Annotated in this window: 19 protein-coding genes; 12 read left to right on the top strand and 7 right to left on the bottom strand. The window is 70.2% G+C overall.

Annotated features, from left to right (window positions below; translation table 11 throughout):
• The first annotated feature begins 2 nt into the window (after positions 1-2).
• From ACZ6O0_RS32860 to ACZ6O0_RS32850, 3 genes are read left to right on the top strand one after another with little or no spacing between them, the layout of a single operon-like run.
• Positions 3-1,250, top strand: coding sequence for a polysaccharide pyruvyl transferase family protein (locus ACZ6O0_RS32860; protein WP_465768910.1), 1,248 nt, complete (start codon positions 3-5; stop codon positions 1,248-1,250).
• Between the two features lie 8 nt (positions 1,251-1,258).
• Positions 1,259-1,807 carry a dTDP-4-dehydrorhamnose 3,5-epimerase family protein gene (locus ACZ6O0_RS32855; RefSeq protein ID WP_465768909.1) on the top strand — a complete coding sequence of 183 codons (549 nt, stop codon included), beginning with the start codon at positions 1,259-1,261 and terminating at the stop codon, positions 1,805-1,807.
• Positions 1,804-3,120 (top strand): glutamate-1-semialdehyde 2,1-aminomutase, encoded by a 1,317-nt coding sequence (locus tag ACZ6O0_RS32850; RefSeq protein ID WP_465768908.1) that lies wholly within the window; start codon positions 1,804-1,806, stop codon positions 3,118-3,120. The genes ACZ6O0_RS32855 and ACZ6O0_RS32850 overlap by 4 nt, the downstream gene beginning before the upstream one ends.
• On the opposite strand, the gene ACZ6O0_RS32845 is transcribed toward ACZ6O0_RS32850, so the two are convergent.
• Complete coding sequence (locus tag ACZ6O0_RS32845; protein ID WP_465768907.1) at positions 3,092-3,742, bottom strand: phosphatase PAP2 family protein; 651 nt, start codon at positions 3,740-3,742, stop codon at positions 3,092-3,094. The two genes, ACZ6O0_RS32850 and ACZ6O0_RS32845, sit on opposite strands and share 29 nt — an antisense overlap.
• Positions 3,743-4,028: 286 nt before the next feature.
• Between ACZ6O0_RS32845 and ACZ6O0_RS32840 the strand changes: the two genes are divergently transcribed.
• From ACZ6O0_RS32840 to ACZ6O0_RS32820, 5 genes are read left to right on the top strand one after another with little or no spacing between them, the layout of a single operon-like run.
• Positions 4,029-5,519 carry a sugar transferase gene (locus ACZ6O0_RS32840; RefSeq protein WP_465768906.1) on the top strand — a complete coding sequence of 497 codons (1,491 nt, stop codon included), beginning with the start codon at positions 4,029-4,031 and terminating at the stop codon, positions 5,517-5,519.
• Entirely contained in the window at positions 5,519-6,448 is a 930-nt protein-coding gene (locus tag ACZ6O0_RS32835) for a GDP-L-fucose synthase family protein (RefSeq protein WP_465768905.1), read from the top strand. Before ACZ6O0_RS32840 ends, ACZ6O0_RS32835 begins: the two co-directional genes overlap by 1 nt.
• Positions 6,445-7,428: a GDP-mannose 4,6-dehydratase gene (gene gmd, locus ACZ6O0_RS32830; protein WP_465768904.1), complete on the top strand. Its 984-nt coding sequence runs from the start codon at positions 6,445-6,447 to the stop codon at positions 7,426-7,428. The genes ACZ6O0_RS32835 and gmd overlap by 4 nt, the downstream gene beginning before the upstream one ends.
• A 3-nt stretch (positions 7,429-7,431) precedes the next feature.
• Entirely contained in the window at positions 7,432-8,208 is a 777-nt protein-coding gene (locus tag ACZ6O0_RS32825) for a WecB/TagA/CpsF family glycosyltransferase (RefSeq protein ID WP_465768903.1), read from the top strand.
• 9 nt (positions 8,209-8,217) lie between these two features.
• A complete protein-coding gene (locus tag ACZ6O0_RS32820; protein WP_465768902.1) occupies positions 8,218-9,489 on the top strand; it encodes a hypothetical protein in 1,272 nt (423 codons plus the stop codon).
• On the opposite strand, the gene ACZ6O0_RS32815 is transcribed toward ACZ6O0_RS32820, so the two are convergent.
• The 3 genes from ACZ6O0_RS32815 to ACZ6O0_RS32805 all read right to left on the bottom strand — a co-directional run bounded on the left by ACZ6O0_RS32815 (position 9,476) and on the right by ACZ6O0_RS32805 (position 15,010).
• Complete coding sequence (locus ACZ6O0_RS32815; RefSeq protein WP_465768901.1) at positions 9,476-10,975, bottom strand: fibronectin type III domain-containing protein; 1,500 nt, start codon at positions 10,973-10,975, stop codon at positions 9,476-9,478. The two genes, ACZ6O0_RS32820 and ACZ6O0_RS32815, sit on opposite strands and share 14 nt — an antisense overlap.
• Before the next feature lie 149 nt (positions 10,976-11,124).
• Complete coding sequence (locus tag ACZ6O0_RS32810; RefSeq protein ID WP_465768900.1) at positions 11,125-12,651, bottom strand: WD40 repeat domain-containing protein; 1,527 nt, start codon at positions 12,649-12,651, stop codon at positions 11,125-11,127.
• A gap of 139 nt (positions 12,652-12,790) precedes the next feature.
• On the bottom strand, positions 12,791-15,010 hold the full coding sequence (locus ACZ6O0_RS32805) for a LamG domain-containing protein (RefSeq protein ID WP_465768899.1): 2,220 nt from the start codon (positions 15,008-15,010) through the stop codon (positions 12,791-12,793).
• A 171-nt stretch (positions 15,011-15,181) separates the two neighbouring features.
• Here ACZ6O0_RS32805 and ACZ6O0_RS32800 point away from each other — a divergent pair, with 171 nt between their 5' ends.
• The gene (locus ACZ6O0_RS32800; RefSeq protein WP_465768898.1) at positions 15,182-16,807 is read left to right on the top strand and encodes a Wzz/FepE/Etk N-terminal domain-containing protein; all 1,626 of its coding nucleotides are present in this window, start codon (positions 15,182-15,184) and stop codon (positions 16,805-16,807) included.
• Positions 16,808-16,809: 2 nt separating this feature from the next.
• Positions 16,810-18,111, top strand: a complete 1,302-nt coding sequence (locus ACZ6O0_RS32795; RefSeq protein ID WP_465768897.1) for an O-antigen ligase family protein — start codon at positions 16,810-16,812, stop codon at positions 18,109-18,111.
• Here ACZ6O0_RS32795 and ACZ6O0_RS32790 read toward each other — a convergent pair.
• Positions 18,097-19,656, bottom strand: a complete 1,560-nt coding sequence (locus tag ACZ6O0_RS32790) for a right-handed parallel beta-helix repeat-containing protein (protein WP_465768896.1) — start codon at positions 19,654-19,656, stop codon at positions 18,097-18,099. The genes ACZ6O0_RS32795 and ACZ6O0_RS32790 overlap by 15 nt on opposite strands.
• A 66-nt stretch (positions 19,657-19,722) precedes the next feature.
• Entirely contained in the window at positions 19,723-21,129 is a 1,407-nt protein-coding gene (gene uxaC / locus ACZ6O0_RS32785) for a glucuronate isomerase (protein WP_465768895.1), read from the bottom strand.
• Between the two features lie 151 nt (positions 21,130-21,280).
• On the opposite strand from uxaC, the gene ACZ6O0_RS32780 reads away from it, so the two are divergent.
• Both ACZ6O0_RS32780 and ACZ6O0_RS32775 read left to right on the top strand, forming a co-directional pair.
• A complete protein-coding gene (locus ACZ6O0_RS32780) occupies positions 21,281-22,273 on the top strand; it encodes a LacI family DNA-binding transcriptional regulator (RefSeq protein ID WP_465768894.1) in 993 nt (330 codons plus the stop codon).
• A 28-nt stretch (positions 22,274-22,301) separates the two neighbouring features.
• Positions 22,302-23,675 (top strand): mannitol dehydrogenase family protein, encoded by a 1,374-nt coding sequence (locus tag ACZ6O0_RS32775; RefSeq protein WP_465768893.1) that lies wholly within the window; start codon positions 22,302-22,304, stop codon positions 23,673-23,675.
• On the opposite strand, the gene ACZ6O0_RS32770 is transcribed toward ACZ6O0_RS32775, so the two are convergent.
• A complete protein-coding gene (locus tag ACZ6O0_RS32770) occupies positions 23,659-25,275 on the bottom strand; it encodes a right-handed parallel beta-helix repeat-containing protein (protein WP_465768892.1) in 1,617 nt (538 codons plus the stop codon). The genes ACZ6O0_RS32775 and ACZ6O0_RS32770 overlap by 17 nt on opposite strands.
• Positions 25,276-25,306 lie beyond the last annotated feature (31 nt).

Below are 25,306 nucleotides of genomic sequence, written 5' to 3'. Positions count from 1 at the left end.
GAATGAGCGACGCGGGACGACCGCCACGGGTCGCGCTGTTCGGCCTGCTGGGATCGGGCAACCTGGGCAACCACGGGTCGCTGGACGCGATGCTGTGGTTCCTCCGGCGCGACCACCCGGAGGCGGAGATCAGTTGCGTGTGCTCCGGTCCCGAGACGCTGGAGCGCCAGTACGGCATCCCGGCGGTGGCGATGACCTGGTTCCAGGCACACGGTCCCGGCCGGACCCGCGTGACGACCATCCTGCGCAAGGTGTTCGGCAAGGTGGCCGACCTGGTCCGGATGCCGTTGCTGCTGCGTCGCTACGACCTGGTCATCGTGCCGGGCATGGGCGTGCTGGAGACGACGCTGGAGCTCAACCCCTGGGGATTCCCGTACGCGCTGTTCCTGATGTGCCTGTCGGCGCGGATCGCCGGTGCCCGGGTCGCGTTCGTCAGCATCGGTGCCAACGTTGCCCGGGAGAAGTCGATCCGGTACCTGTTCGTCAACACCATGCGGCTGGCGACGTACCGGTCCTACCGCGACGCCTACTCGCGCGACGCGCTGCGGCAGATGGGACTGGACACCAGCAAGGACGCGGTCTGTCCCGACCTCGCGTTCGCCCTGCCCGAACCCAAGGAGCCGGAGTCCCGCGACCCGCGGCGGACCATCGCGCTCGGCGTGATGGAGTATCACGGGACCTCCGCCGACCGGGACCGGTCGGACGAGATCTATTCCGCCTACGTCGGCAAGATCGTCGAGTTCGCCCGCCGGGTCGTCGACGAGGGCTACCGGGTCCGCCTGATCACCGGTGACCCGGCCGACGAGGCGGTGGTGTCCGCCGTCCTCGACGACCTGCGGCAGACCCGGCCGGACCTGGTCGACGAGCGGGTGGTCCGCGAGCCCGCGGACTCGCTCGGCGAGCTGATGGACCAGCTGGCCGGCGTCGACCTGGTGGTCGCGTCGCGCTACCACAACGTGCAGTCGGCGCTGAAGCTCTCGAAGCCGACCATCTCGATCAGCTACGGGGTCAAGAGCGACGTGCTGATGGAGGGGATGCGGCTGGCCGAGTTCCGCCAGCCGATCCGGGATCTCGACGTGGAGCGGCTGATGGACCAGTTGCACGCGCTCGAGGCACGCGCCGGCGGGATCGAGTCCGCGATGCGCGAGAAGAACGCCGAGTACGCCGAGCAGCTCGAGCAGCAGTTCGCCGTACTGTCCGACCGGCTGTTCGGCGCCGCGCGCCAGGTGGCCACGGGCAGCGACCAGTAGGAGGATCGATGGACGTCATTCAGGTACCGAGGATCGCCGGCGCGCTGCTCTTCCTGCCCACACCGCACGTGGACGAGCGCGGCTTCTTCTGCCGCACCTTCGACCGCGACGTGGTCGCCGCGGCGGGACTCGATCCCGACGGCTTCGTGCAGGACAGCGTGTCCCGCTCGGTGAAGGGCGTCGTCCGGGGCATGCACGTCCGCTCCGGCGCCGGTGAGGCCAAGCTGGTGCGCTGCTCGTCCGGCGCCGTCTTCGACGTCGTCGTCGACCTCCGGCCGGACTCGCCGACGTACCGCAACACGGAGTACTTCGACCTGACCGGTGAGAACCAGGTCACGGTCTACGTCCCGGCCGGCTGCGCGCACGGCTTCCAGGCGCTCACCGATCCGGCCGACGTGTCGTACCGGATCGACCGCGCCCACGACCCGTCCGAGGATGTCTCGATCCGGTTCGACGATCCGGATCTCGCCATCCCCTGGCCGCTGCCGGTCACTCTGATGTCCGACCGGGACAAGGCGGCACCATCTCTGGCACTGGCCACTGCGAGGCTGACATGACCAAATCCTTCGGCAATTCCGTCGCCGCCAACAAACGGCTGCAGGACCTGATCCCGGGCGGTGCGCACACCTACGCCAAGGGGGAGGACCAGTACCCGCTCGACATGGCGCCGGTGATCGACTACGGCGACGGCGCGCACGTCTGGGACGTCGACGGCAACGAGTACATCGAGTACGGCTCCGGCCTGCGCGCGGTCAGCCTCGGCCACCGGCACCCGAAGGTGCTGGAGGCGGTCCGGCGCGAGATCGAGCGCGGCAGCAACTTCGTCCGGCCGAGCATCATCGAGCTGGAGGCGGCCGAACGCTTCCTCACCTCGGTGCCGACGGCCGAGATGGTGAAGTTCGCGAAGAACGGCTCGGACGCCACCACCGCGGCGGTCAAGCTGGCCCGCGCGGTCACCGGCCGCCCGCTGGTCGCGCTCTGCGCCGACCACGCGTTCTTCTCGATCGACGACTGGTTCATCGCCCGGACGCCGATGTCCGCGGGCATCCCCGACGAGATCGGCGAGCTGACGGTCGGCTTCCCGTACGGCGACCTGGCCGCGACCGAGGAACTGCTGGTCCGGCACGAGGGCCAGATCGCCTGCCTGATCCTGGAGGCCGCGACCCAGCACGACCCGCCGGCCGGCTACCTCGAAGGCCTGCGCGACCTGGCCCACCGGTACGGCGCGCTGCTGATCTTCGACGAGATGATCACCGGCTTCCGGTTCTCCGCGTCCGGCGCCCAGGGCCTGTACGGCGTGACGCCGGACCTGTCCACCTTCGGCAAGGCACTGGGCAACGGGTTCGCCGTGTCCGCGCTGGCCGGCCGTCGCGAACTGATGGAACGCGGCGGACTGCGCGACAACCACGAGCGGGTCTTCCTGCTGTCGACCACGCACGGCGCCGAGACGCACGCCCTCGCGGCCGCGATCGCCACCATGAACGTCTACGAATCCGAAGGCATCGCGGACCGGCTGCACGAGCTGGGCACCAAGCTCGCGGCCGGTGTCGGCGAGGTCGCCGCCGCGGCCGGCGTCGGGGACCACGTCGTCGTTCGCGGCCGGCCGAGCAACCTGGTCTTCGCGACCCTCGACGAGAACCTGGAGCCGTCGCAGCCGTACCGCACGCTGTTCCTGCGCGAGCTCATCCTCGGCGGCGTCATCGGCCCGTCGTTCGTGGTGAGCAGCGCGCTCACCGACGCGGACATCGACCGCACGGTCGAGGTGGTCGCACAGGCCTGTGCCGTCTACCGCCAGGCGCTCGACGCAGGCGACCCGACGGACTGGGTCGGCGGCCGCCCGGTCAAGCCGGTGTTCCGCCGGTACGTCTGATCCGGTCGATCAGCTCCGCCGTCACGGGGATCACGACCAGCGCGCAGCCGAAGCCGCCAAGGGTGTCGGTCGGGTAGTGGGCGGTCAGATGGATCTGTGCCCAGGCCATCAGACCGCCACCGACGACGGCGAACGCCAGCAGGATCGACGTACCGGCGATCGGGCCCGCGCCGAGGACATCGGCCAGCAGGATGCCCAGGATCATCGCGGCGGCCGTGCCCGCGGCGGTGTGGCCGCTCGGGTAGGAGAGGAAGTCGCCGTGGATCCGCCGGTCCACGAGCGGCTTGAGTGCGGTGGTGGCGAGGCTGGTCGCGAAGATGCCCACAACCGCGGTGGCGGCCAGCCGGCGGCGTCCGGCGATCAGACAGACCGCGGTGACCGCGACCAGCAGCAGCGTCCGGCCGAGCGGTTCGCCGAGCCAGTCCAGGAAACGGATGAGGTTCCACGCCCCGGCCGGTGAGTCGTCGACCACCTGCTGCACCTGACGGTCGAGCCGGCCGGGGCCGGTGTCCCCGGCGTACAACAGGGCCGGCACGATGACCAGCGGTAGTCCCACAGCGGCCAGGACGAGGGCGGGCCGGCGGACGGCCGGCGGCAGGGCCGGGCGCGCGACGGCAGGCACTCGCGCAGCATTGTCCGACCGCATTCGACCCCCACCCCACCGATTGCCTGCCCCGACGCAAATTCTATCCAAGGGTTGTCGAGTCGCCGTCGTCGCCGGCCCTCGCGCGTAGTACTCTGCGATGTCGCTCCGCCGACAGGCGGGTGAACTCCTGGGGATGTGAGGCACGTAGGTTTGCCGTCACCTTTGGTGACGATCTCCGTTTGACAGTGATGACAGGGAGACTGCAGACTGCGCCGGGCACGCACCGTGTTCGGGCGTTGGCAGCGCGAGACGAGGGGCCGGGGTGAGCGGAGCAGAGGCGCCGGATGCGGTCGACGGCCGCCGGCCGCTCTGGGTGGTGCCGCATGAGGTGCCCGCGATCGTCCCGCGCCCGTCGCGGTCGACCGAGCCGCGCTGGGTGGGTGTGTACCGCTGGGCCGCCGTCGGCGGCGATCTGCTGGCCGCGATGCTCGGTGTCTCGATCGCTCTGCTGACCCGTTTCGGTTACCACGTCGGCAGTGGCTACCTGGTCGTGAGCAGCATCCTGCCGCTGGCCTGGGTCGGCGCGGTCGCGCTGTCGAAGGGCTACGACCCGCGGTACTTCGGCGCCGGTCCGGACGAGTTCCGGTCGCTGCTGCGCTCCGGTGTCGGTCTCACGGCCGCCGTCGCGATGGCGTCGTACGTGACCAAGACGGAGATCGCGCGCGGCTTCGTCGTGCTCGCGATCCCGGTGATGGTCGGGTCCGCCCTGGTGCTGAGGTACGCGCTGCGGAAGGACCTGCACCGGCACCGGGTCAGAGGCCGCTGCATGCACAGGGTTCTCGTGGTTGGGCGTAGCGGTCCGGCCGCGACGCTGTGTGAGCACCTGGAGAGCCGCCCGACCGACGGGTTCCGGGTGGTCGCGACGTGCCGGCCGCGCGGCGACGCGCACGCGAACGGGCCGCTGCAGCCGGAGGAGCTGGCCGAGCCGGACATTCTCGCCGCCGCCGACCGGCACGCGGTCGAGGTGGTCGCCGTCGCCACCGATCCGGAGCTGGCCGGGCAGTCGCTGCGCCGGTTGTCCTGGGCGCTGGAGCAGCGTGGCATCGAGCTGATCGTCTCGCCCGGCATCATCGAGGTGGCCGGCCCGCGGATCTCCGTCCGCCCGGTCGCCGGCCTGTCTCTGCTGCACCTGGAGCGTCCGTCGGTGAGCGGCGGCCCGCACCTGATGAAGGCCGTCTTCGACCGCATCCTCGCCCTCGGGATCATCGTCCTGCTGGCCCCGGTGCTGATCGGTCTGGCGCTGGCCGTCCGATTGACCAGCCCCGGTCCGGTGCTGTTCCGCCAGCAGCGCGTCGGCCGGGCCGGCGTCGAGTTCACCATGCTGAAGTTCCGCAGCATGTACGCCGACGCCGAGCAGCGGCTCGGTGACCTGTACGCGCTGAGCGACGGCAACGGCGTGATCTTCAAGATGCGCGACGACCCGCGGATGACGCCGTTCGGCCGGTGGATCCGGCGGTTCTCGCTCGACGAGCTCCCACAGCTGTTCAACGTGCTGCGCGGCGACATGTCGCTGGTCGGCCCGCGGCCGCCGCTGTCGGAGGAAGTGGCGCTGTACGCCGCGGACGACTCGCGGCGGATGCTGGTCAAGCCCGGGATCACCGGCCTGTGGCAGGTCAGCGGCCGCAGCGACCTGTCCTGGGACGAGTCGGTCCGGCTCGACCTGCGCTACGTCGACAACTGGTCGATGACGCTGGATCTGCTGATCCTCTGGAAGACCGTGCGCGCGGTGATCTACGGCGCGGGAGCGTACTGATGGACCTCCACGCACCGGTGTACATCGCCGGCCACCGCGGCCTGGTGGGCTCCGCGATCTGGCGCCGGATGGAGGCGGCCGGCTTCAGCTACCTGATCGGCGCGTCGTCGTCCGAGCTGGACCTGCGCGACCGCGCGGCGACGTTCGCGTTCCTGGCCGAGCACCGGCCGGCCGTGGTGATCGACGCGGCGGCCCGGGTCGGCGGCATCCTGGCGAACCGGGACCACCCGACCGAGTTCCTCAGCGACAACCTGCGCATCCAGGTCAACCTGATGGACGCGGCGCTCGAGGTGCGGACCCGGCGGCTGCTGTTCCTGGGTTCGTCGTGCATCTACCCGAAGTACGCCGAGCAGCCGATCCGTGAGTCGAGCCTGCTGACCGGTGAGCTGGAGCCGACCAACGACGCCTACGCGATCGCCAAGATCGCCGGGATCATGCAGGTCCAGGCCGTGCGCCGCCAGTACGGCCTGCCGTGGATCTCGGCGATGCCGACCAACCTGTACGGGCCGAACGACAACTTCGACCCGACCAGCTCGCACGTCCTGCCGGCGCTGATCCGCCGCTTCGACGAAGCCCGGCGGACCAACGCCCCCGAGGTCGTGCTGTGGGGGAGCGGTACGCCGCGGCGCGAGTTCCTGCACGTGGACGACCTGGCCGACGCGTGCCTGCACCTCCTCGAGTCCTACGACGCGCCGGAGCCGATCAATGTCGGCGTCGGTGCGGACGTGACGATCCGCGAGCTGGCCGAGCTGGTCGCCCGCGTGGTCGGCTACACCGGTGCCATCAGCAACGATCTGTCCAAGCCGGACGGCACCCCGCGCAAGCTGCTCGACGTGAGCCGGCTGCTGGCGCTGGGCTGGAAGCCGTCCATCGACCTCTACGACGGTGTGGCCGCCACTTACGCCTGGTATCAGGAGCATGCCTCGTGAAGAAGGCGTTCATCACCGGGATCACCGGCCAGGACGGGTCGTACCTGGCCGAGCTGCTGCTCGCCAAGGGTTACGAGGTGCACGGCCTGATCCGGCGCGCCTCGACGTTCAACACGCGCCGGATCGACCATCTCTACGAGGATCCGCACGCGAAGGACAAGCGGCTGTTCCTGCACTACGGCGACCTGACCGACGGGTCGCGGCTGGTGACGCTGCTGGCCTCGATCCAGCCGGCCGAGGTGTACCACCTGGCCGCGCAGAGCCATGTCCGGGTGAGTTTCGACGAGCCGGAGTACACCGGTGACACCACCGGGATGGGTACGACCCGGCTGCTCGAGGCGATCCGGATGATCGGGCTGGACTGCCGGTTCTACCAGGCGTCGTCGTCGGAGATGTTCGGCGCGACGCCACCGCCGCAGAACGAGGAGACCCCGTTCCACCCGCGCTCGCCGTACGGCGCCGCGAAGCTCTACGGCTACTGGATGACCCGGAACTACCGCGAGGCGTACGACATGTTCGCGGTCAACGGGATCCTGTTCAACCACGAGAGTCCGCGCCGGGGCGAGACGTTCGTGACCCGGAAGATCACCCGGGCGGTCGCCGCGATCAAGCTCGGCCGGCAGGACCGGCTGTACCTCGGCAACCTGTCGGCCTGCCGCGACTGGGGCTACGCCCCGGAGTACGTCGAGGGCATGTGGCGGATGCTGCAGCACGACACCCCGGCCGACTACGTGATCGCGACCGGTACGTCGTACTCGGTCAAGGACTTCGTCGCGCTGGCCTTCGGCCACGTCGGCCTGGACTGGGAGGAGTACGTCGACCACGACGCGCGGTACGAGCGCCCCACCGAAGTGGACTCACTGATCGGGGACGCGTCCAAAGCCACCACCGAGCTCGGCTGGAAAGCCCAGGTGCACGTGCCCGAGCTCGTCCGGATCATGGTCGACGCGGATCTGGCCGCGCTGACCCCAGAGGACTGACAGATGACCGACCTGCAGACGGCAGCCACCATCGCGGACCGCGTCGACGTGCTGGGGATCCATGTCAGCGTGACGAATCCGGACCACACGGTCGCGACGTTCGGGCGCTGGATCGACAACGACGACCGGCAGCTGGTGTGCGTGACCGACATGAACGCGCTGCTGCACGCGCGCGCCGACGAGCGGCTCACCGAGGTCTACAACACCGCCGGTCTGACGGTCCCGGACGGGATGCCGTTGGTGTGGGCGGGCAAGAAGGCCGGGTTCGAACGGATGGACCGGGTCGCCGGGCCGGACCTGCTCGAGCGGGTGATGGCGGAGGCTGCCGAGCGCGGCTGGACGCAGTACTTCTACGGCGGTGCCGAAGGCGTGGCCGAGGAGCTGCGTGACACCTTCCAGGAGCGTCATCCCGCGTTGAAGGTGGTCGGCACCGAATGCCCTCCGTACCGGCCGCTGACCGAGGCTGAGGACGCCGCGGTGGTCACGCGGATGAACGACGCCCGGCCGGACATCATCTGGGTCGGGCTCGGCGCCCCCAAGCAGGAGCGCTGGATGGCCGACCACCGGGACCGGCTGAACGCCGCGATCCTGATCGGCGTCGGCGCCGCGTTCGACTTCCACACCGGCCGGCTGGATCGCGCGCCGCTGTGGATGCAGAAGTCGGGGCTGGAGTGGAGCTACCGGCTCTACAAGGAGCCCAAGCGGCTCTGGCGGCGGTACTTGCTGGGCATTCCGCGTTTCGGCCTGGGTATCCTCCGCCATCCTCCGCGCCCCCTCTAGAGTGAGGCGGTGAAGTTCCGGCGGCCGAAGCTGCGTCGGCTGGCCGGACCGGCCGGCCGTGCGAGCTGGGGTTTGGCCGATCAGGCGTTGTCGAGCCTGAGCAACCTGGCCGTCGGAGTGGTGGTCGCGCGCTCGAGCACGGTCGCCGACTTCGGTGTGTACGCGCTGGCCTTCGGCGGCTACACGATCGCGCTCAACGTGTCCCGGGCGGTCGCGACCGAGCCGCTGGCCGTCCGCCACTCCGGTGAACGGACACCCGACTGGCAACGAGCGGTACGGGCGAGTACGGCGACCGCGCTGCTGGCCGGATTCCTCGCACTACTGGTCGGGCTGGCGATCGCGGCCTTCCCGGGGGTGCCGTCGCGGGGTGTGCTGATCGCGTTCGCCGTCACGATGCCGGGGTTGTTGCTGCAGGACGCCTGGCGGTGGGCGTTCTTCGTGGTCGGCGAGGGGCGCCGGGCGTTCGTGAACGACCTGATCTGGTTGGTCGCGATGCTGGCGATCTTCGGCGGGCTCTATCTCACCGATACCGCGTCGGCGTTCTCACTGACGTTCGCCTGGGGACTAGGGGCCGTGATCGCGGCAGTGGTCGGGCGGTTCCAGGCCGGTGTGGCGCCGCGCCGGCAGCTGATCCGCGAGTGGGTACGGCGGAACTGGGACATCACCCCGAAGTACGTGGGGGAGATGCTCGCGGTGTCCGGGACGATCCAGGTCTACATGGTCGGCATCACCGCCGCCGCGAGTCTCGCGGCCACGGCCGGCATCCGGGGTGCGCAGGTCCTGCTCGGCCCGGTGAACGTCCTCAACCAGGGCATCCGGATGATCTCCGTCCCCGAGGCCGCGCGGGCTTTGCGGCACTCGTACCGCCGCCTCTGGCTGGTCGGCCTGGCCATCTCTCTCGGCGTCGGTGCGGGCGCCCTGGCCTGGGGTGCGATCTTCCTGCTGCTCCCGCCCGTCGTGGGACGTGAGCTGCTCGGCCCCGGCGTCTGGACGCAGGCTCACGAGGTCCTGATCCCCGTCATCCTGCTGCAGGCCCTAGGTGCCTCGAACGCCGGCGCCTTCGCCATCATCCGCGCCCTCGCCGCCGCCACCCGTGGCCTCCGCGTCCGCCTGATCTCCTCGGTCATCCTGATCACCTGCGGCATCACCGGCGCCTTCCTCTGGGGCGCGAAGGGCGCCGCCTGGGGCCTCGCCGCCGCCTCCTCCACCACCCTCCTCCTCTGGTGGCACGAAGCCCACCGAGCCATAGCGGCCCACCGCCGCGCGGCTACTTCACCGTGATCGTGGAGTAGCCGCCGCGGACTGTGTTGTGCCCGTCGTACACCTCGATGCGGTACATCTGGGAGGTGCCGCTGGGGGCCGCGGGATCTGTGAGGGTGATGTTCGGGCGGCTCCAGAAAGTGGAGTTGGCCGTGGTGGTGGCGACGACCGTGTTGGTGGCGCCGCGGAGGAGGCGGTAGGTGAGCGTGATGTCGTCGTTGTCCAACGACGTCTGTACGGTCGCCTTCACCTGACCGGCCGTCGTACTGGACAGCGTCGGCAGCACCGGGCCGAGTGGCGCGGCACCGGCCCCGAGGTTGGTGAAGCGGGTCAGACCCTGCTGCCCGGCGCCGTTGACCTCGGTGAAGTCACCGCCGACCCACAGGTCGCTCCCACCGGTCGCCGAGACGAGCGGGCCGACCCTGGTCGGCGGCCCGCCGTTCGTGTTCGGGAACCACGGCCCGAGGGATCCGGTGGCCGGGTTCTGCAGCAGCAGGAAATGCGTGCCGGTCCCGTCCGGGAACGCCCCGGGGCAACTGTGCGCGTGCGACCCCTTGAACAGCCAGCCGTTCACCACGGTCAGCGCCTCGGTCGCGCCCAGGCAGGTGCTCTTCCACACCAGGTTGCCGGTGGCCACATCCGCCGCCCAGGTGCCGTCGAAGCACCCACCGCCGTCGCCGGCGTTCGCGAAGTACACCCGGTTCCCGGACGTCTCGATGTCCTTCACCCGCGACGTGCACGTGGAGTTCGGCAGCGGCACGGCCGAGGCTGCAGCGAACGGCAGTACGGCACCGGTCGAATTGTTCACGCTGGCCACGGCCCAGTGGCTCGTCCCACCGACCTTGGCGAACGTCCCGCCCAGGTAGACCTTGGAGTTGTCGTCGGCCGCATCGATCGCGTACACGTCGTTGTCGGCGTTCGGGTGCCACGGCAACAGGCTGCCGTTGACCGTGCTGATCGCGGCCGCCCGGTTCCGGGTCACACCGTTGACGAGCCCGAACGAGCCACCGAAGTACAGGCTGGTCCCGCCGATGGCGAGCGCCTTGACCCGGTAGGACACGCTCGGCTTGATGGTCGCGACGAGTGCGCCGGTCGCGGTGTCGAACGCCGCGATCCGGTTCCGGACCTGGCCGTCGACGCGGGTGAAGTCGCCACCGACGTACACGCGTGACCCGTCGGCCGACGCGACGACCGCCCAGACGATCCCGTTGAGCTCGTGGTCGAAGCTGGTGTCGAGCGCGCCGGTGCTCTGGTTGAAGGCGGCCAGGTAGGTCCGGCTCGTCTGGTGGGTCCCGGGCAGCGCACCCGGTGGACGGACGTTGAGGTACCGGCCCCCGACGTACGCCTTGCCCTTGGCGACGGCCAGGCCGAGCACGCTGGCGTCGGTCTGCCAGGTCGAACCGGCGACGGCGGTCAGGCCCGCCCCGGTGCTGACCGCGGGCTGCGCAGGCACCAGGCCGAGCACGAGGCCGGCGGCTCCGAGCGCGGCAAGCACTCTTCTCCCCATGATGCCCCCATCCCCAGACCCGCCGGACGACCGGCAGGTTTCCCATCCCTCAACTATCCAGACGACGAGCGGCCCCCATCGGTTGCCTACGGCAAAGGGGGTCTGCCCGAACGGGCAGACCCCCTTGGTCCGGCTGGCGGAGGACCGGGTTACGGGATCTTCACACTGACCGACTGGCTCTTCATGATGTTGCGCCCGTCGTGGACCTCGATGTGGTACGTGTACGTCGATCCACGCTGCAGCCCCCGGTCCGTGACGGTGTAGGACTTCCGCAGCTGCCAGAAGTACGTCGTGTACTTGGCCGACCCGACGTTCGTCGATCCGCGGAACACGTTGTACGTCAGCGTCAGGTTGTCCAGGTCGTACACGTCGGAGTACTTCACGTAGACCCGGCCGGACGACGTCGCCGTCACCATCGGAGCCTTCGGTACGGCGGGAGCCGCGCCACCCGGCGCGTTCGTGAACCGGGTCAGGCCGCGCTGCGGCCTGCCGTTCACGTTCAGGAAGTCGCCGCCGACCCAGAGGTCGGTGCTGGTGCCGGCCATCGCCAGCGGCCCGACCTGGGTGGTGCTGCTCGGATCGGCGTCGGTGTTCGGGAACCAGGGGCCGAGGTTGCCGTTGATGGCGCTCTCGACCAGCAGGTAGTGCGTTCCGGTGCCGTTGGTGAAACCGTTGGGCGACGACGAGCAGTCATGCGCGTGCGAGCCCTTGTAGACCCAGTTGCCGATCGCCTTGATCGCCTCGGTCGCGCCCAGGCACTTGTTCTGCCACAGCAGCTTGCCGGTCGAGACCTGCGCGGCCAGGACGCCGTCGTAGCAGCCGCCGCCGTCACCGCCGTTGGACACGTACACGTTGTCGCCGAGGGTGTCGATGTCCTTCACCCGCGTGGTGCAGGTCGCGGTCGGCTTCGGGATCGCCGCCGCGGCCGGGAACGCGAAAGCTGCGCCGGTGGTGTTGTTCAGCATCGCCAGCGAGTAGTGGTCCTTGCCGTTGATCGTGCTGAACGGCCCGCCGACGAAGACCCGGGTGCCGTTGTCGGACACGTCGATCGCGTACACGTCGTTGTTGGCGTTCGGGTTCCACGGCAGCAGGTCGCCCTGGATCAGCCGGACCGCTCCGAGCCGGTTGCGGACGACGCCGTCGATCGTGCCGAACGCGCCGCCGATGAAGACACTGTTGCCGTAGATGGCCAGTGCCTTCACCCGGGCCGCCACGACCGGGTCCCAGGCCGACACCATCTTCCCGGTCACGACGGAGAACATCGCGATCTTGCTGCGCTTGACCCCGTTGACGGTGGTGAAGTCACCGCCGATCACGACCCAGTTGCCGTCCGGGCTGGTGGCGATGCTGTAGACCGGCCCGTTCAGCTTCGGCGCGAACGCGGTCGGAGCTCCGGTGGTCCGGTTGAATGCGGCGACGTAGGTGCGGACCGCCTCCCCCTGGCCGGCCGGCTTGCCCGGTTGCCGGATCTTGGTGAACAAGCCGCCGGCGAAGACGGTGTTCCCACTGATCGCGAGCGCGTTGACGCTGTTGTTCGTCTGCCATGAGGTCTGCTTGATCGCCGAGACGGCGGACGCGAAGCCCGGAGTCGCCGCCTCCACCGGCGGTCCGGAGGGGATCAGCGCCGCGGCCAGAACGGCCGCACCGGTGACAAGGGCCAGCACTAACTTCTTCATTGATGTCCTTCGGACAGGCGGGGTCGAACAGCACGTGCCTCATCACGCACCAGCAGCGGACATTAGCGCTGTCGGAGGTCCACCGGAAGCGGACCTCCTCCGCGCGTTATGACTTTGTGCTGCAGTTCCCAGCTTCTGGTCAGCGAGCCGCGTAGTGGTCCTGTACCTGAACGGGACTGAGTGCGTACGGGTAGACCGCCGCCTCGTCGATGCCCATGCCGGTCTGGGTCGCACCGCCACCGGGCCAGGTGTTGGTGTTGTCGTACCCGACCCGCCACCAGCCGTAGTACAGCGACGCCGATCCGACCTGGGCGCTGCCGGTCAGCATGCCGTCGACGTACAGCTTCATGGCGCCGTTGTCGTAGCTGCCGACGACGTGGTGCCACAGTCCGTCGTTCTTGCCGGACGGGCTGGTCAGCGTGCGCTGGGTGCCGTCGTTCACGCCGAAGACGATCGAGCCGTTCGTGCGCATGTAGAGCATCCGGTCGCCGCCACCGCCGCTGTTGCCGGTCTTGGAGTTGCCGAAGCCGATGATCCGGCCGCCGCGGTTGACCCCGCTCTGCTTGACCCAGGCCTCGACCGTGAACTGCTGCGGCATGCTGTAGGCCTTCTCGCCGACCATCCGGCCGGTGGTCGTGCTCGTCGTCATGGCCGTGTTGCCGGCGATCGCGCCCGCACTGCCCAGCGTCACCCCGGTGAACGTGCCGTTGTTGCTCTGACCCGAGGCGTCGACGGAGGTCGTCGTACCGGCCGCTTCACCGAGTCGCCAGTAGGCCTGCGGACCGTCGGAGTCGATGATCTGGTCGTACGCCGTCGAGGCCGTGGTGGCGACCGTGATCGGGTCGGAGTAGTTGCCCCGGACCGTCGTCGTACCGTCGGTCACCTCGACCCGGTAGTTGGTCACCTCGCCGGGCACCGCGGTGGAGTCGGTGAAGTGCAGCCACGGCCGGTCCCACGGCTTGGAGCTCGCGGTCCAGGTCGCGATCGTGGTGTTGCTGAAGCCCTTCAGCAGCCGGTAGGTCAGCGTGCTGTCGTCGTTGTCGAGCACGGTCGGGAAGTGGATCTGGACCACGCCGGGCTCGACGCTGTAGGGGAGGAGCTTCGCCGGCTTGGCCGGTGCCGCACCCGGGGACGCGTTGGTGAAGTGGGTGAGGCCCTGCTGGGCCGCGCCGTTCACGTGCAGGAAGTCGCCGCCGACCCACAGGTCGTTGCCGCCGGTCGCGAAGGCCAGCGGGCCGACGTTGGTCACGCTGTTCGGGTCGGCGTCGGTGTTCGGGTACCACGGGCCGAGCGACCCGTCGGTCAGCTTCTCGCTCAGCAGGAAGCGGTAGTCGAAGCCCTGCGGGAACCCGCCCGCGCCCTGGTTGGCGCAGTCGTGCGCGTGCGAACCCTTGTAGAGCCAGCCGTTGACGACCTTGACCGCCTCGGTCGCGCCCAGGCACTGGTTCTTCCACTTCAGCGTGTTCGTCGCGATGTCGACCGCCCAGGTGCCGTCGAAGCACCCGCCGCCGTCACCGCCGTTGCCGAAGTACACGGTGTCGCCGCTGGCGTCGATCGACTTGACCCGGGTCGTGCACGAGCCGTTCGGCGGGGGTACGGCGGACGCGCCGGGGAACGGGAGGACGGCGCCGGACACCGGGTCGAGGCTGGTCACGGTGTTCTGGTTGGTGCCGTTGACGGTACTGAACTGGCCACCGGCGTACACCTTGGACGCGTCGTCGGCGACGTCCACGGCGTACACGTCGCCGTTCGTCGCCGGTGCCCAGGGCAACAGCGTGCCCAGGTCGGTGCCGACGGCCGCGAGCCGGAGCCGGTCCTGGCCGTTGACCAGGCCGAACGAGCCGCCGAAGTAGACCGTCGTCCCGGACACCGCGATCGACTTGACCCGATACGAGACCGAGGGTTTCCAGTTCGCGACCAGGGCACCGGTGGCGGTGTCGAAGGCGGCGATCCGGTTGCGGGTCTGGCCGTTCACGGTGGTGAAGTCGCCGCCGACGAAGATCCGGGATCCGTCCGCGGTGGCGGCCACCGCGTAGACCTGTCCGTTCAGGACCGGGTTGAACGAGCTGACCAGCGCGCCGGTGGTGGCGTCGAACGCGGCCAGGTACGCCTGGCCGACCTCGCCGGTCCCGGCCGCGGCGCCCGGCGGGCGGACGCTGGTGAACCGGCCCCCGGCGTACGCCTTGCCGGCCGCCACCGCGATCGCCTGCACACTGCTGTTGGTCTGCCAGCTCGAGCTGTTGACCGCCGAGAGCGAGCTCTCGGTGCTCTGCGCGGGTGGCGCGAGCACGACCACCAGCGAGCCGGCGATGAGAGCGCCCACGACCCCCAGACGCGCGAACGTCCATCTCTTCTGCATCCTGCGATGTCCCCCTCGGACACGGGCGCCACGCACGGCGCCATCCCTGGTTCTCCAGATCCCCCGAGAGAACCCCCGAGGAGAGAGTAAGGCACGGGACCAGATGCCCTGACCACACCGCGCCCCGGTGCCTATATCCTGGGGCGCTGGCGCGAAGGAGTGAGGTCTGAGATGGAACCGGGCACCGTGGTCTGGCGGGAGACCGCCCAGTCACTGCTACGGCAGAAGTGGCTGATCATGGGCTGCATCCTGCTCGGACTGGTCGGCGCCTCCGTGTTCGCGCTGTCCCAGACGACCCGGTGGACGGCCTCGAGCCAGCTGGTGATCGGCCCCGCGGTTCCGCCGGCCCTGGTCGGCAAGCTGTCCACGAGCGCGGACAAGACCGGTCCGCTGGGCATGGACCTGCCGGCCGAGACGCAGGCCCGGGTGATGGCCAGCCCGACCTTGCTGCGGGCCGTGGTGAAGTCGCTGGGGATGCCGGACAACGACGAGACCCTGCAGAAGCTGGCGGCGGTGACCCGGGTCAAGGCGGTCACCGACAACGCCTACCTGGTCACCACCGACGGCCCGACCGCGGAGACGGCGGTCGAGCGGGCGAACGCGATCTCGACCATCTACCTGAAGCAGCGCAACGACGAGGCCAAGGTGCTGCTGACCAACCTGGCCGGACAGGCCCAGGACCGGTCGAAGACCGCGACCCAGCAGTCGCGCAGCCTGGTCAGCCAGATCGACGAGGCGGTCCAGCGCGGCGACAACCAGACCGCCGCCGCATTGCGGGACCAGCGGGTCGGCCTGGCCACCGAGGCCCGGCAGGCGGCCGACGACGCGTCCGCGATGCTCAAGGCGCTGACGGCCGTGGGTGCCGGCAGCGAGCTGGTCACCCCGGCCACCACCGACACCGCGAGCTCGTCGCCGATGGTTGCCCGCGACATCCTGGTCGGCGGCATCCTCGGCCTGGTGCTGGGCTTCGGGCTCGCGCTGCTCCGGTCCCACCTGACGCCGTACATCCTGACCCGTGACCAGGCGGCGCGGGCGGCCGGTTCGCCGGTCATCGCGGCCTCGGAGGGCCACCGCCGCCGGTTCTGGCGCCGGGCCGCTCCCGAGCTACCGCAGTACGAGATCACCGCGCTGGGCGCCGAGGCGAGCGGTGCGCTGGCTCGCCGGGAGCTGAACCCGCGGGCCTTCGCCGGCGGCGGCCCGGGAGCGCTGCTGGTGGTCTCGGCCTCGCCCACGCCGAACTCGGCGGGCATCGCGCTGGCCATGGCCGAGGCGAACGCCCGCGACGGACGCGAGACTCTGCTGGTCCTGGCCGACATCGAGGGGCAGCCGGTCCTGCCGCACCTGACCGGGCACGAGGGTCTGACGGACCTGGTGATGGAGCCGGCGGCGACGCGGGCGATCCGGGCCCGGAAGCTGTTCCGCCCCGGGACGGTCGCCGACCTCTACGTGCTGCCGCCCGGTTTGAACCACGAGGAGACCGCGGAGGCTGTCGGGCCGTCGCTGGTTCCGGGCATCGTGGCCGACCTCCCGCCCGGGTACTCCGTGGTCATCCACGGTCCGGCGTCGGTGGGGCGGCACGGGATCACGCCGCTCGCGGCCGCTGTCGACGCGTCGGTGCTGGTGGTGCAGACCGGCCTCGACAAGGAGATGGACGTCGCGCGGCTCACCGGCGCGCTGCAGTTCGCGGGCGCTCCGGTGCTGGGCGTCGTACTGATCGGCGCCTCGCCGCAGGACGAGACGCTCGGGATCCCGCTGAACTACAAGCCGCTCGACTCGGCTGTGCCGCCGATCCGCTGACGATGCGGTCCACGATCGCGTCCCCTCGCGGCGGCACCCGGTTGGCGCCGCCGGTGCCGGGGACCGTCGCGGGGGAGATCGAGAAGCCGGCCTGGTTCTGGCTGATGCTGTGGTGCCTGTTCGTGCTCGGCGTCCAGCCGTGGTCGTCGCGGGTGGCCGCGCCGCAGGGGACGACCGGGTCGACGAACAGCGTGATGAAGGGGTTGTTGCTGGGGGCGATCTTCCTGATCGCGCTGGCGGCGACCAAGCCGGGTTTCCGGACCCGGGTGAATCCGGCCAGCTCCATGTACGTGATGTACGTGCTGTTCGCGTGTGCCACGGCGTTCCTGCTGGCGGAGCCGCTCGGGCCGTTGACCCGATTGGCCCGGTTCCTGATCGGCCTGGTGCTGGTGTTCCTGCTCTGGCGGCCGCTGGTGCAGGTGCCGGAGCGATTGATCCGGGCGCACCTGTGGGCCCATCTGTTGCTGGCGGCAACGGTTGTGCTGAGTCTCGCGTACTCACCATCGCAGGCGTGGCGGCCGCTGCGGTCGCTCGGGGCCGGGTACCGCCTGCAGGGCGTGATCATCCCGATGCTGCCGCCGCGCGTCGGTGAGGTCGGGGCGATCCTGCTCGGGCTGGCGCTGATCGGGATGGTCTGCCGGAAACTGTCGGTCCTCCCGGCGGTGGCGTTGATCGGGCTGGGCGGCGTACTCGTCGCGGCGAGCCGGACCCGGACCTCGGCGGCGGCGGTCGCCCTCGGACTGGTGATCGCCTTGATCATCACCCGCAAGACGTGGATGGGGAGGATCGCCAGCCTGGCGGTGCCGGGGCTGATCGGGCTCGCGTTCCTGACCATCGGGTCCCTGCACACCTGGTTGTTGCGCGGGCAGGGGACGCAGCAGATCAGTTCGCTCAGCGGCCGGACCACGAGCTGGCAGGCGGTGCTGGACGAGAAGGTGTCCATCCAGACCGCGATCATCGGTCACGGCCTCGGCAACAAGCGCGTCCTGCTGCGCCGCGGTGAGGGCGACATCGACGTGATGGCGATCGACAACAGCTGGCTCGGCCTCTACTGGGAGACGGGCCTGCTGGCCGTCACCATCGTCGCGATCGCCCTGATCCTCGCGTGGATCTCGGTGCTCCGCGCGCCCACGCCGTACATCCGGGCGTGCGGAGCCCTTCTGCTCGGTTACGTCACCGCCGCCTCGCTCAACGAGAGCGGCCTGTCCGACCTCAGCTCGATGACGTTGCACCTGCTGGTCGCCGCCGCGGTGTGCGACGCCGACCGAATACGCCGGCGAAGTCGCGCGCTAGCCGGTCACTGAGTCCTGGTCGAAGCCCGCCTGCTGCCACTGCGACCACGTCATCGTCCTTCCGTGGAAGGCGAAACGGTTCGCCGACCGGCCGTCGATCTGGTAGCTGTTGCGGCGGAACGTGACGGCGCCGGGCTTGGTGGGGGAGCCCTTGTTCTCGACCACGCCGGTGGTGGCGGTGCCGTCGGCCATGACTACGGTGTTGCCCTCGATCACCACGCCGGTCAGGACGTACGTGCCGCGCGGGCCGTCGCCGCGGGTGCGGGACTGGATGGAGATGCCGTTGCGGTTGTCCTTGACCAGGTTGCCGCGGACCCGGACGTCGGCGGACGTGTTCACGTTGATGCCGCCGCCGTCCCAGAGACTTCCGCCGGAGCCGCGCCCGGTGCCGAAGCCGTTGTTCTCGACCACGTTCAGGTCGATCAGGGCCTGGTAGCTGATCTCGTACCGGATCCCGTCGGCGGCGTTGTCGCGGATCCGGTTCCCGGTGATCCGGCGGTCGTACTCGGCGATGTCGCTCCACATCCCGATGCCGCGGTTCGCCACGATGTCGTTCCCGCTCACCTCACCCGACGACCGGGTCGACTTGATCCCGCCGGACTCCCAGTCCGCGATCCAGAATCCGTCGGTGTTGTTCCGGGTGACCAGGTTCGCGGTGATCCGGACGCCGGCCGACTTGTACTGGCCGATCCCGAGCTGCCCGTTGTCCGCGACCGTGTTCCGGCTCAGCTCGGCGCCGTCGCCCTCGATCACCATGATCCCGACCGCGTGGTTCCAGCGGACCTCGTTCCCGGTCACCTGCCATCCGCGGCCGACCTCCAGGGCACCGCCCTGCGCCCGGCTGGCGAAGTGCTCGATCGTCAGACCGGTCACCGTGACGTTGTCGGCCGACTTCTCGATCGCGGTCTGCGTCCGGGACATCTCGACGTCATGGCCGTCCGGGTCGTCCCCGACGTACACGGCGTCGCTTGCGTAGTCGCCGTAGAACGTTCCCGGCTCCACGTCGCTGCGGCGCATCACCCGGGTCAGGTGCTTGCCGTCGACGAACACCTGCTCGCCCCGCTGGCACGGCTCGGCACGGTCGTCCTCACACTGCCCCTTGAGCGGGTACGCCGGCGGCAGCACGCCCCGCACCACCCACGCACTCCCGGACCGCCTCCAGCCGGTCAGCTCCACGGACCCCGTGAGTACGACGCCCGCACCGCCACCCAGCGTGTCACCGGTCCGCGGCTCGATCGGCCGGGTGATCCGGTGCACGCCCTTCGCGAAGCAGAACACGCTGCCCTCGGGCGCCGCGTCGATCACCGACTGCGGGTCCTTGCCCACCGGGATCGCGACCCCCTGGCAGGGCTTCGCCGTACCGGGTCCGGTCGGTCCCAGTACGGCGGTGGCCGCGGGCGGCGGACCGGTCGGAACGGCCACCGTCGTCGTCGCCGGCCCGGCGGTCTCGGTTGGCTCAGCAGAGCCCGGAGCCGCGCTCGGGCTCCCGGAGTCCGAGCACCCGGCCAGCAGCAACACCACGACGGCACCACCCGTCGCGACAAACCGACGCCTCATCCACGCCCCTTCTCACCCCCGGCGAACAGATCTGCGTGAGACTACCTGTCGCCGGGGCGCGGGGCATCAGCCGAGGTAGGTGTCCCGGGCCAGGTTGTAGGCCAGGTCCTTCGCGACTTCGAAGGCGTCGTCCTCGTCGAGGCGGTGCTGGACGACCAGGCCGGCCAGGTAGCCGGCGTCGATCCGTCGGGCCAGGTCGTGCCGGGCCGGGATGGACAGGAAGGCCCGGGTGTCGTCGACGAAACCGGAGGTGTTGTAGAAGCCGGCGGTCTCGGTGACGAGCTCGCGGAACCGGCGCATCCCGTCCGGGCTGTCCAGGAACCACCACGGCGCGCCGAGCCGCACCGCCGGGTACACACCGGCGAGCGGCGCCAGCTCCCGTGAGTAGACCGTCTCGTCGACGGTGAACAACACGAGCCGGAAGCCGGAGGTGTGCCCGAACCGCTCGAGCAACGGTCGCAGTGACCGGGTGAACTCGGTCGGCACCGGGATGTCGTGCCCCTGGTCCGGCCCGTACGTCGCATGGATGGCCGGATCGTGGTCCCGCAGCACGCCCGGGTGCAACTGCATGACCAGCCCGTCCTCGGCCGACATCACCGCCGACTGGTAGAGCATGTGGCCGGCGAACGCCGCCGCGTCCTCCGCCGGCACTTCACCCTTCAGCGCACCCGCGTAGATCCGGGCCGCCTCGGCATCCGACAGCGGTACGGCGGCCGCGCTCAGGTGCCCGTGGTCGGTCGCCCGCGCACCCGCCGCGACGAACGCCAGCCGCCGCTGCCGGATCGCCTCCAGATAACCGTCGTACGTCGAGGTGTCGACGTCGGTCATCGCCCCCAGTTGCTGGGCCAGCTCGGGCCAGCCGGGACGGTCGAGATGGACGACGGCGTCCGGCCGGAAGGTCGGGACCACCCGGCCGGGCAGGTCCGCCGCCACCTTCGCGTGCCGGCCGAGGTCGTCGGTGGCCGCGTCCGTGGTCGAGATCAGCTCGATCCCGAACCGGTCGAGCAGCGCCCGCGGCCGGAACTCCGGCTCGGCGAGCCGCGCGGAGATCTGGTCGTACAGCTCGTCGGCGGTCTCGGCCGACGGGTGCGTGGTCAGGCCGAGGACCTCGGCGAACTCGTGCTCCAGCCAGTACCGGCTCGGCGTCCCTCGGAAGAGGTGCCAGTTCGTGCAGAACTCGCGCCAGATCTCCCGCGGTTCCGCGGTCGTCCGGCCGTCGCGGCGCGGCAGACCGAGGCGGTCGGGGGAGATGCCCTGGGAGATCAGCATCCGGGTGACGTAGTGGTCCGGGACGACCAGCAACTGGGCCGGGTCACCGAACGGCGCGTCGCTCGCGAACAGCTCGATGTCGACGTGGCCGTGCAAGCACAGCAGCGGCAGGTCCTTCGTCGAGGCGTGGATCCGGCGGGCGACGTCACGGGCCTCGCCGGCGGGCAGGGCGCGGTCCGGATGAGGCTGCAGGGCCTTCGGCATGGGTCCTCCGGGAATCTCGGCTGCAACGAACTCTGCAAAGGATTGCAGTGGCGCTCTGGCCGCACAAGTGCTTGTCCAGAAGGAGGATGTGGCACTCTATTCCCTAAGCTTGACACTGGACTGCAACCGATTGCAGACCGAGGAGGTGACCATGCCCGCGACGATTCGCGACGTGGCGCGGCTTGCGGGCGTGTCGCCGTCCACCGTGTCCCGGGCCCTCTCGCTGCCGGCGATGGTCAACGCCGCCACCCGCGCCCGGGTGGCCACCGCGGTCGACCAGCTCGGCTACGAGCCGAACCGGGCCGCCCGCGGCCTGATCACCGGCCGCACCGGCACCATCGGCCTGGTCGTCCCCGACCTGGCCAACCCGTTCTTCGCCAGCGTCACCAAAGGCGTGCAGGCCCGCGCCCGCCGATCCGACGTGGCCGTCTTCGTCGCCGACACCGACGAGGACGCGGCGGCCGAGGTCGGCCTGGTCCGCGCGCTGGCCAAGCAGGTCGACGGACTCATCCTCTGCTCGCCCCGGGCGAGTGACTCCGACCTGTCCGCGATCGTCCAGGACACCAACGTCGTCCTGGTCAACCGCGCGGCCGACGGCATCCCCGGCATCACCTACGACAACGAGGAAGGCATGCGCCGGGCCGTCGCCCACCTGGTCGCGCTCGGCCACCGCCGGATCGCCTGGGTCGGTGGACCGGTCGACTCGTGGTCGACCCAGCACCGCGGCCTCGGCCTGCGCAACGCCGCCGAGGAACACGGCGCCACGTTGTGCCCGGTCGGCAACTTCGCGCCGACGTACGAAGGCGGCATGGCCGCGGCGGACCAGGTCGTCGCCACGGGCGCGACCGCCGTCGTCACCTACAACGACCTGGTCGCGATCGGGCTGCTCGCCCGGTTGCACGCCCGCGGCATCGCGGTGCCCGGCGACCTCAGCGTGGTCGGGGTCGACGACATCGCGATGTCCCAGATGACCCGGCCGGCGCTGACCACGGTCCGGCTGCCGAAGCAGGAGGCCGGCCGGATCGCGGTCGAGCTCCTGCTGGCCCTGCTCGACGACCCCGACGGCTCGGTCGGCACCCGCGGCACCCTGCAGGGCGAGCTGATCGTCCGCGACTCCACCGGTCCGCACGCACCCTCCGCATAGGACGAACCAGAGTGAAAGGTGTCTCCGCTTGACCAGGCTCAGTCTGTCCAACCTTCCCGTCGCCCCCGAGGTCGACCCGCGCGCGTTGTCGGTCGGCATCGTCCACCTCGGTCTCGGTGCGTTCCACCGTGCCCACCAGGCTGTTGTCACCGAGCGGGCGGCGGTCGTCAGCGGCGAGACGCGGTGGGGGATCAGCGGCGTCAGCCAGCGTTCCGCAACGGTCCGGGACCAGCTCGCACCCCAGGACGGTCTGTACGCCGTCCTCGAGCGCGGACCGGGTGATCCGTCGGTCCAGGTGATCGGCAGCATCCGCGAAGTCCTGACCGCACCGGAGGACCCGGAGGCAGTGGTCGCCCGGATCGCGGATCCCGCGGTGTCCGTGGTCACGCTGACCGTGACCGAGAAGGGCTACCGCGCCGCGGGGACCGGGCTCGACCTGAACGATCCCGAGATCCAGGCGGACCTGACCGGCCGCCCACCGCGGACCGTCGTCGGTCAGCTCGCGGCCGGGCTGGCCCGGCGGGACGAGCCGCTGACGATCGTGTCCTGCGACAACCTGGTTGCCAACGGCCTGTTCCTGCGCAAGCTCGTGACCGAGTACTTCGATGCCCTGGGCAAGATCCCCGAGGTGTTCGAGGCGACCCGGTTCCCGGCCAGCATGGTGGACCGGATCGTGCCCGCGACGACGGAGGCCGACCGGGAGGAGGCCGCCCGGCTGCTCGGCGTACGGGACGAGGCCGTGGTGGTCGCGGAGCCGTTCCTGCAGTGGGTGATCGAGGACGACTTCGCCGGGGATCGTCCGGCCTGGGAGCGGGCGGGTGCGGTGCTCACCGCGGACGTGGCGCCGTGGGAGCAGGCCAAGCTGCGGATGCTCAACGCGACCCACTCGATGCTCGCGTACCTCGGTGCACTGCGTGGCTACGAGACCATCGCCGAGGCGGTCCGCGACGAGGAGTTGTCGGCCCTGGCGGGGGCGCTGATGACCGAGGACGTCGTACCGACGCTGACGCCGCCGGACGGCCTCGACCTGGCCGAGTACGGCGCGACCGTGCTGGCGCGGTTCGCCAACCCGGCGTTGAAGCATCGGACCACGCAGGTCGCGATGGACGGCTCGGTGAAGCTGCCGGTCCGGATGCTCGGCACGGTCCGCGACCGCCTGGCCGCGGGCGCCGAACCGCGGGTCATCTCCATCGCCGTCGCCGCGTGGATGGTCTATGTGCTCAAGACGCCGAGCGTGGACGACCCGCAGGCGGACCGGCTCAAAGCTGCCCTGGCGGGAGCCACGGAGCCGGCCGCCGTGGTCGACGCCCTGCTGTCCGTGGACTCCGTCTTCACGCCCGACCTGCGCGACTCAGCGGTCTTCCGCGACCTCCTGATCGAGCACGTCAACGCACTATCGTGAGCAGCCCCGTCTCGTCGACGAGCGCATTCCCGATGGTGAACGCGCTCGAGGTGTCCTGACCGGTCTGGCGCCACTGCTGCGCGGTGTACCACTGGCCGGTCTTCTGGAACCGTTCGGCGGTCAGGCTGTCGAGGACGTAGACGTTGTCGTTCAGCCGGACCTCGCCGGCCGGGATGGCGGCGCCGGCGTTCTGCACCATGCCGGTCGCGGTGGTGCCGCCGCGCATCGTCACCTTGTTGCTGGAGACAACGATGTCGCGGAGCACGTTCTGCCCCCACGGGCCGGAGCCGCGGGTGCGGGACTGGATCGAGATGCCGTTCACGTTGTTCGCGACCACGTTGTCCCGGACCTGCACGTTCGACGACGTGTTGATGTTGATCCCGCCGCCGTCCCACAGCGAGGTGCCCGAGCCGCGGCCGGTGCCGAAGCCGTTGGAGCTGATCACGTTGTCCTCGATCACACCGTTGCGGCCGATCTCGTAGCGGATCCCGTCCGCCTTGTTGCCGAGGATCTGGTTGCCGCTGAACGTCCGGCCGTCGTCGTACGCGTCGCTCCACAGGCCGACGCCGCGGTTGAACTGGATCAGGTTGCCGGTCACCCAGCCGCCGCTGGACCACGTGGTCTTGATCCCGCCCGACTCCCAGTCCGCGATCCAGAAACCGTCGGTGTTGTTGTAGCTGACCTCGTTCGCGGAGATGGTCCCCTTGAGCGTGCTGTACTGGCCGACGCCGAGCTGGCCGTTGGAGTGGATGTGGTTCCGCTCGAGGACGGCGCCGTCCGCGTTCACCAGCATCGCACCGACCGCGTGGTTCCAGCGGATGTCGTTGGCGATCACCTTCCAGCCCAGACCGAGCACCACCGCGCCGCCCTGCGGCGGGGTCGCGAAGTGCTCGATCGTCAGCCCACGCACGGTCACGCCCGTCGCGCTGGACTCGATCGCCGTCGGCGTCTTCGATATCTCCACCGCGTGCCCGGCCGGGTTGCTGCCCAGGTAGATCGCGTTCGCCGCGTAGTCGGCGTAGAAGGTGCCAGGGGCAACCTTGTCGCGCGTGGCCACCCGGGTCAGGTGCTTGCTGTCCAGGAAGAGCTGCTCGGCCAGGTAGCAGATGTTCGTCGTGTTGTCCTCGCACTGCCCGGTCTGCGCGTACGCCGGGGGCAGGGCTCCTGTGGTCACCCAGTCACCGTCGTTCGCCGACCACTTGGTCAGCCGGACCGATCCCGTGAGTACGGCGCCCTCGTCACTGGCGAGCACCTGGTTCGCCTTCGGGTGGATGGTCTCCGTGATCCGGTGCAGGCCCGCGGTGAAGCAGAGCGTGGCCCCGGCCGGGGAGTCGTCGACGACCCGGGCGGCGTTCTGGGCCGGCGTGACGGTGATGCCGGAGCAGGCCGGCGCCTCCGAAGGGCCGGTCCGGAAGCTGCCGTCAGCCGGGGGAGGAGCGGTCGGCGCGGGTGGTTGCGGCGTCGCCGGTTGGTCGTCGGACAGGATGCCCGGGATCAGGTCGTCGGCCGAATACGGCGATCCGTTCGCAGGGAGGGAGGTCACGGCAACGACAAAGGTGCCGGCTGCAACGGTCGCCAGAACTGCGGTAGCTGTCTTCATAGAGCGGAGCCTCCGGTGGCACAGGTGAGCC

The sequence above is a fragment of the Kribbella sp. NPDC048837 genome (assembly GCF_055586945.1).
The sequence above is the reverse complement of the archived record's forward strand: the minus strand, read 5'-3'. Positions and strand labels throughout refer to the sequence as shown.

What these genes read in the sequence shown, in the direction of transcription:
- ACZ6O0_RS32860 (WP_465768910.1), top strand. Translation starts at nt 3, where the DNA reads ATGAGCGACGCGGGACGACCGCCACGGGTCGCGCTGTTCGGCCTGCTG.
- ACZ6O0_RS32780 (WP_465768894.1), top strand. Translation starts at nt 21,281, where the DNA reads ATGCCCGCGACGATTCGCGACGTGGCGCGGCTTGCGGGCGTGTCGCCG.
- ACZ6O0_RS32770 (WP_465768892.1), bottom strand. Translation starts at nt 25,275, where the DNA reads ATGAAGACAGCTACCGCAGTTCTGGCGACCGTTGCAGCCGGCACCTTT.
- ACZ6O0_RS32855 (WP_465768909.1), top strand. Translation starts at nt 1,259, where the DNA reads ATGGACGTCATTCAGGTACCGAGGATCGCCGGCGCGCTGCTCTTCCTG.
- ACZ6O0_RS32825 (WP_465768903.1), top strand. Translation starts at nt 7,432, where the DNA reads ATGACCGACCTGCAGACGGCAGCCACCATCGCGGACCGCGTCGACGTG.
- ACZ6O0_RS32850 (WP_465768908.1), top strand. Translation starts at nt 1,804, where the DNA reads ATGACCAAATCCTTCGGCAATTCCGTCGCCGCCAACAAACGGCTGCAG.
- uxaC (WP_465768895.1), bottom strand. Translation starts at nt 21,129, where the DNA reads ATGCCGAAGGCCCTGCAGCCTCATCCGGACCGCGCCCTGCCCGCCGGC.
- ACZ6O0_RS32800 (WP_465768898.1), top strand. Translation starts at nt 15,182, where the DNA reads ATGGAACCGGGCACCGTGGTCTGGCGGGAGACCGCCCAGTCACTGCTA.
- ACZ6O0_RS32815 (WP_465768901.1), bottom strand. Translation starts at nt 10,975, where the DNA reads ATGGGGAGAAGAGTGCTTGCCGCGCTCGGAGCCGCCGGCCTCGTGCTC.
- ACZ6O0_RS32795 (WP_465768897.1), top strand. Translation starts at nt 16,810, where the DNA reads ATGCGGTCCACGATCGCGTCCCCTCGCGGCGGCACCCGGTTGGCGCCG.
- ACZ6O0_RS32835 (WP_465768905.1), top strand. Translation starts at nt 5,519, where the DNA reads ATGGACCTCCACGCACCGGTGTACATCGCCGGCCACCGCGGCCTGGTG.
- ACZ6O0_RS32810 (WP_465768900.1), bottom strand. Translation starts at nt 12,651, where the DNA reads ATGAAGAAGTTAGTGCTGGCCCTTGTCACCGGTGCGGCCGTTCTGGCC.
- ACZ6O0_RS32790 (WP_465768896.1), bottom strand. Translation starts at nt 19,656, where the DNA reads ATGAGGCGTCGGTTTGTCGCGACGGGTGGTGCCGTCGTGGTGTTGCTG.
- ACZ6O0_RS32805 (WP_465768899.1), bottom strand. Translation starts at nt 15,010, where the DNA reads ATGCAGAAGAGATGGACGTTCGCGCGTCTGGGGGTCGTGGGCGCTCTC.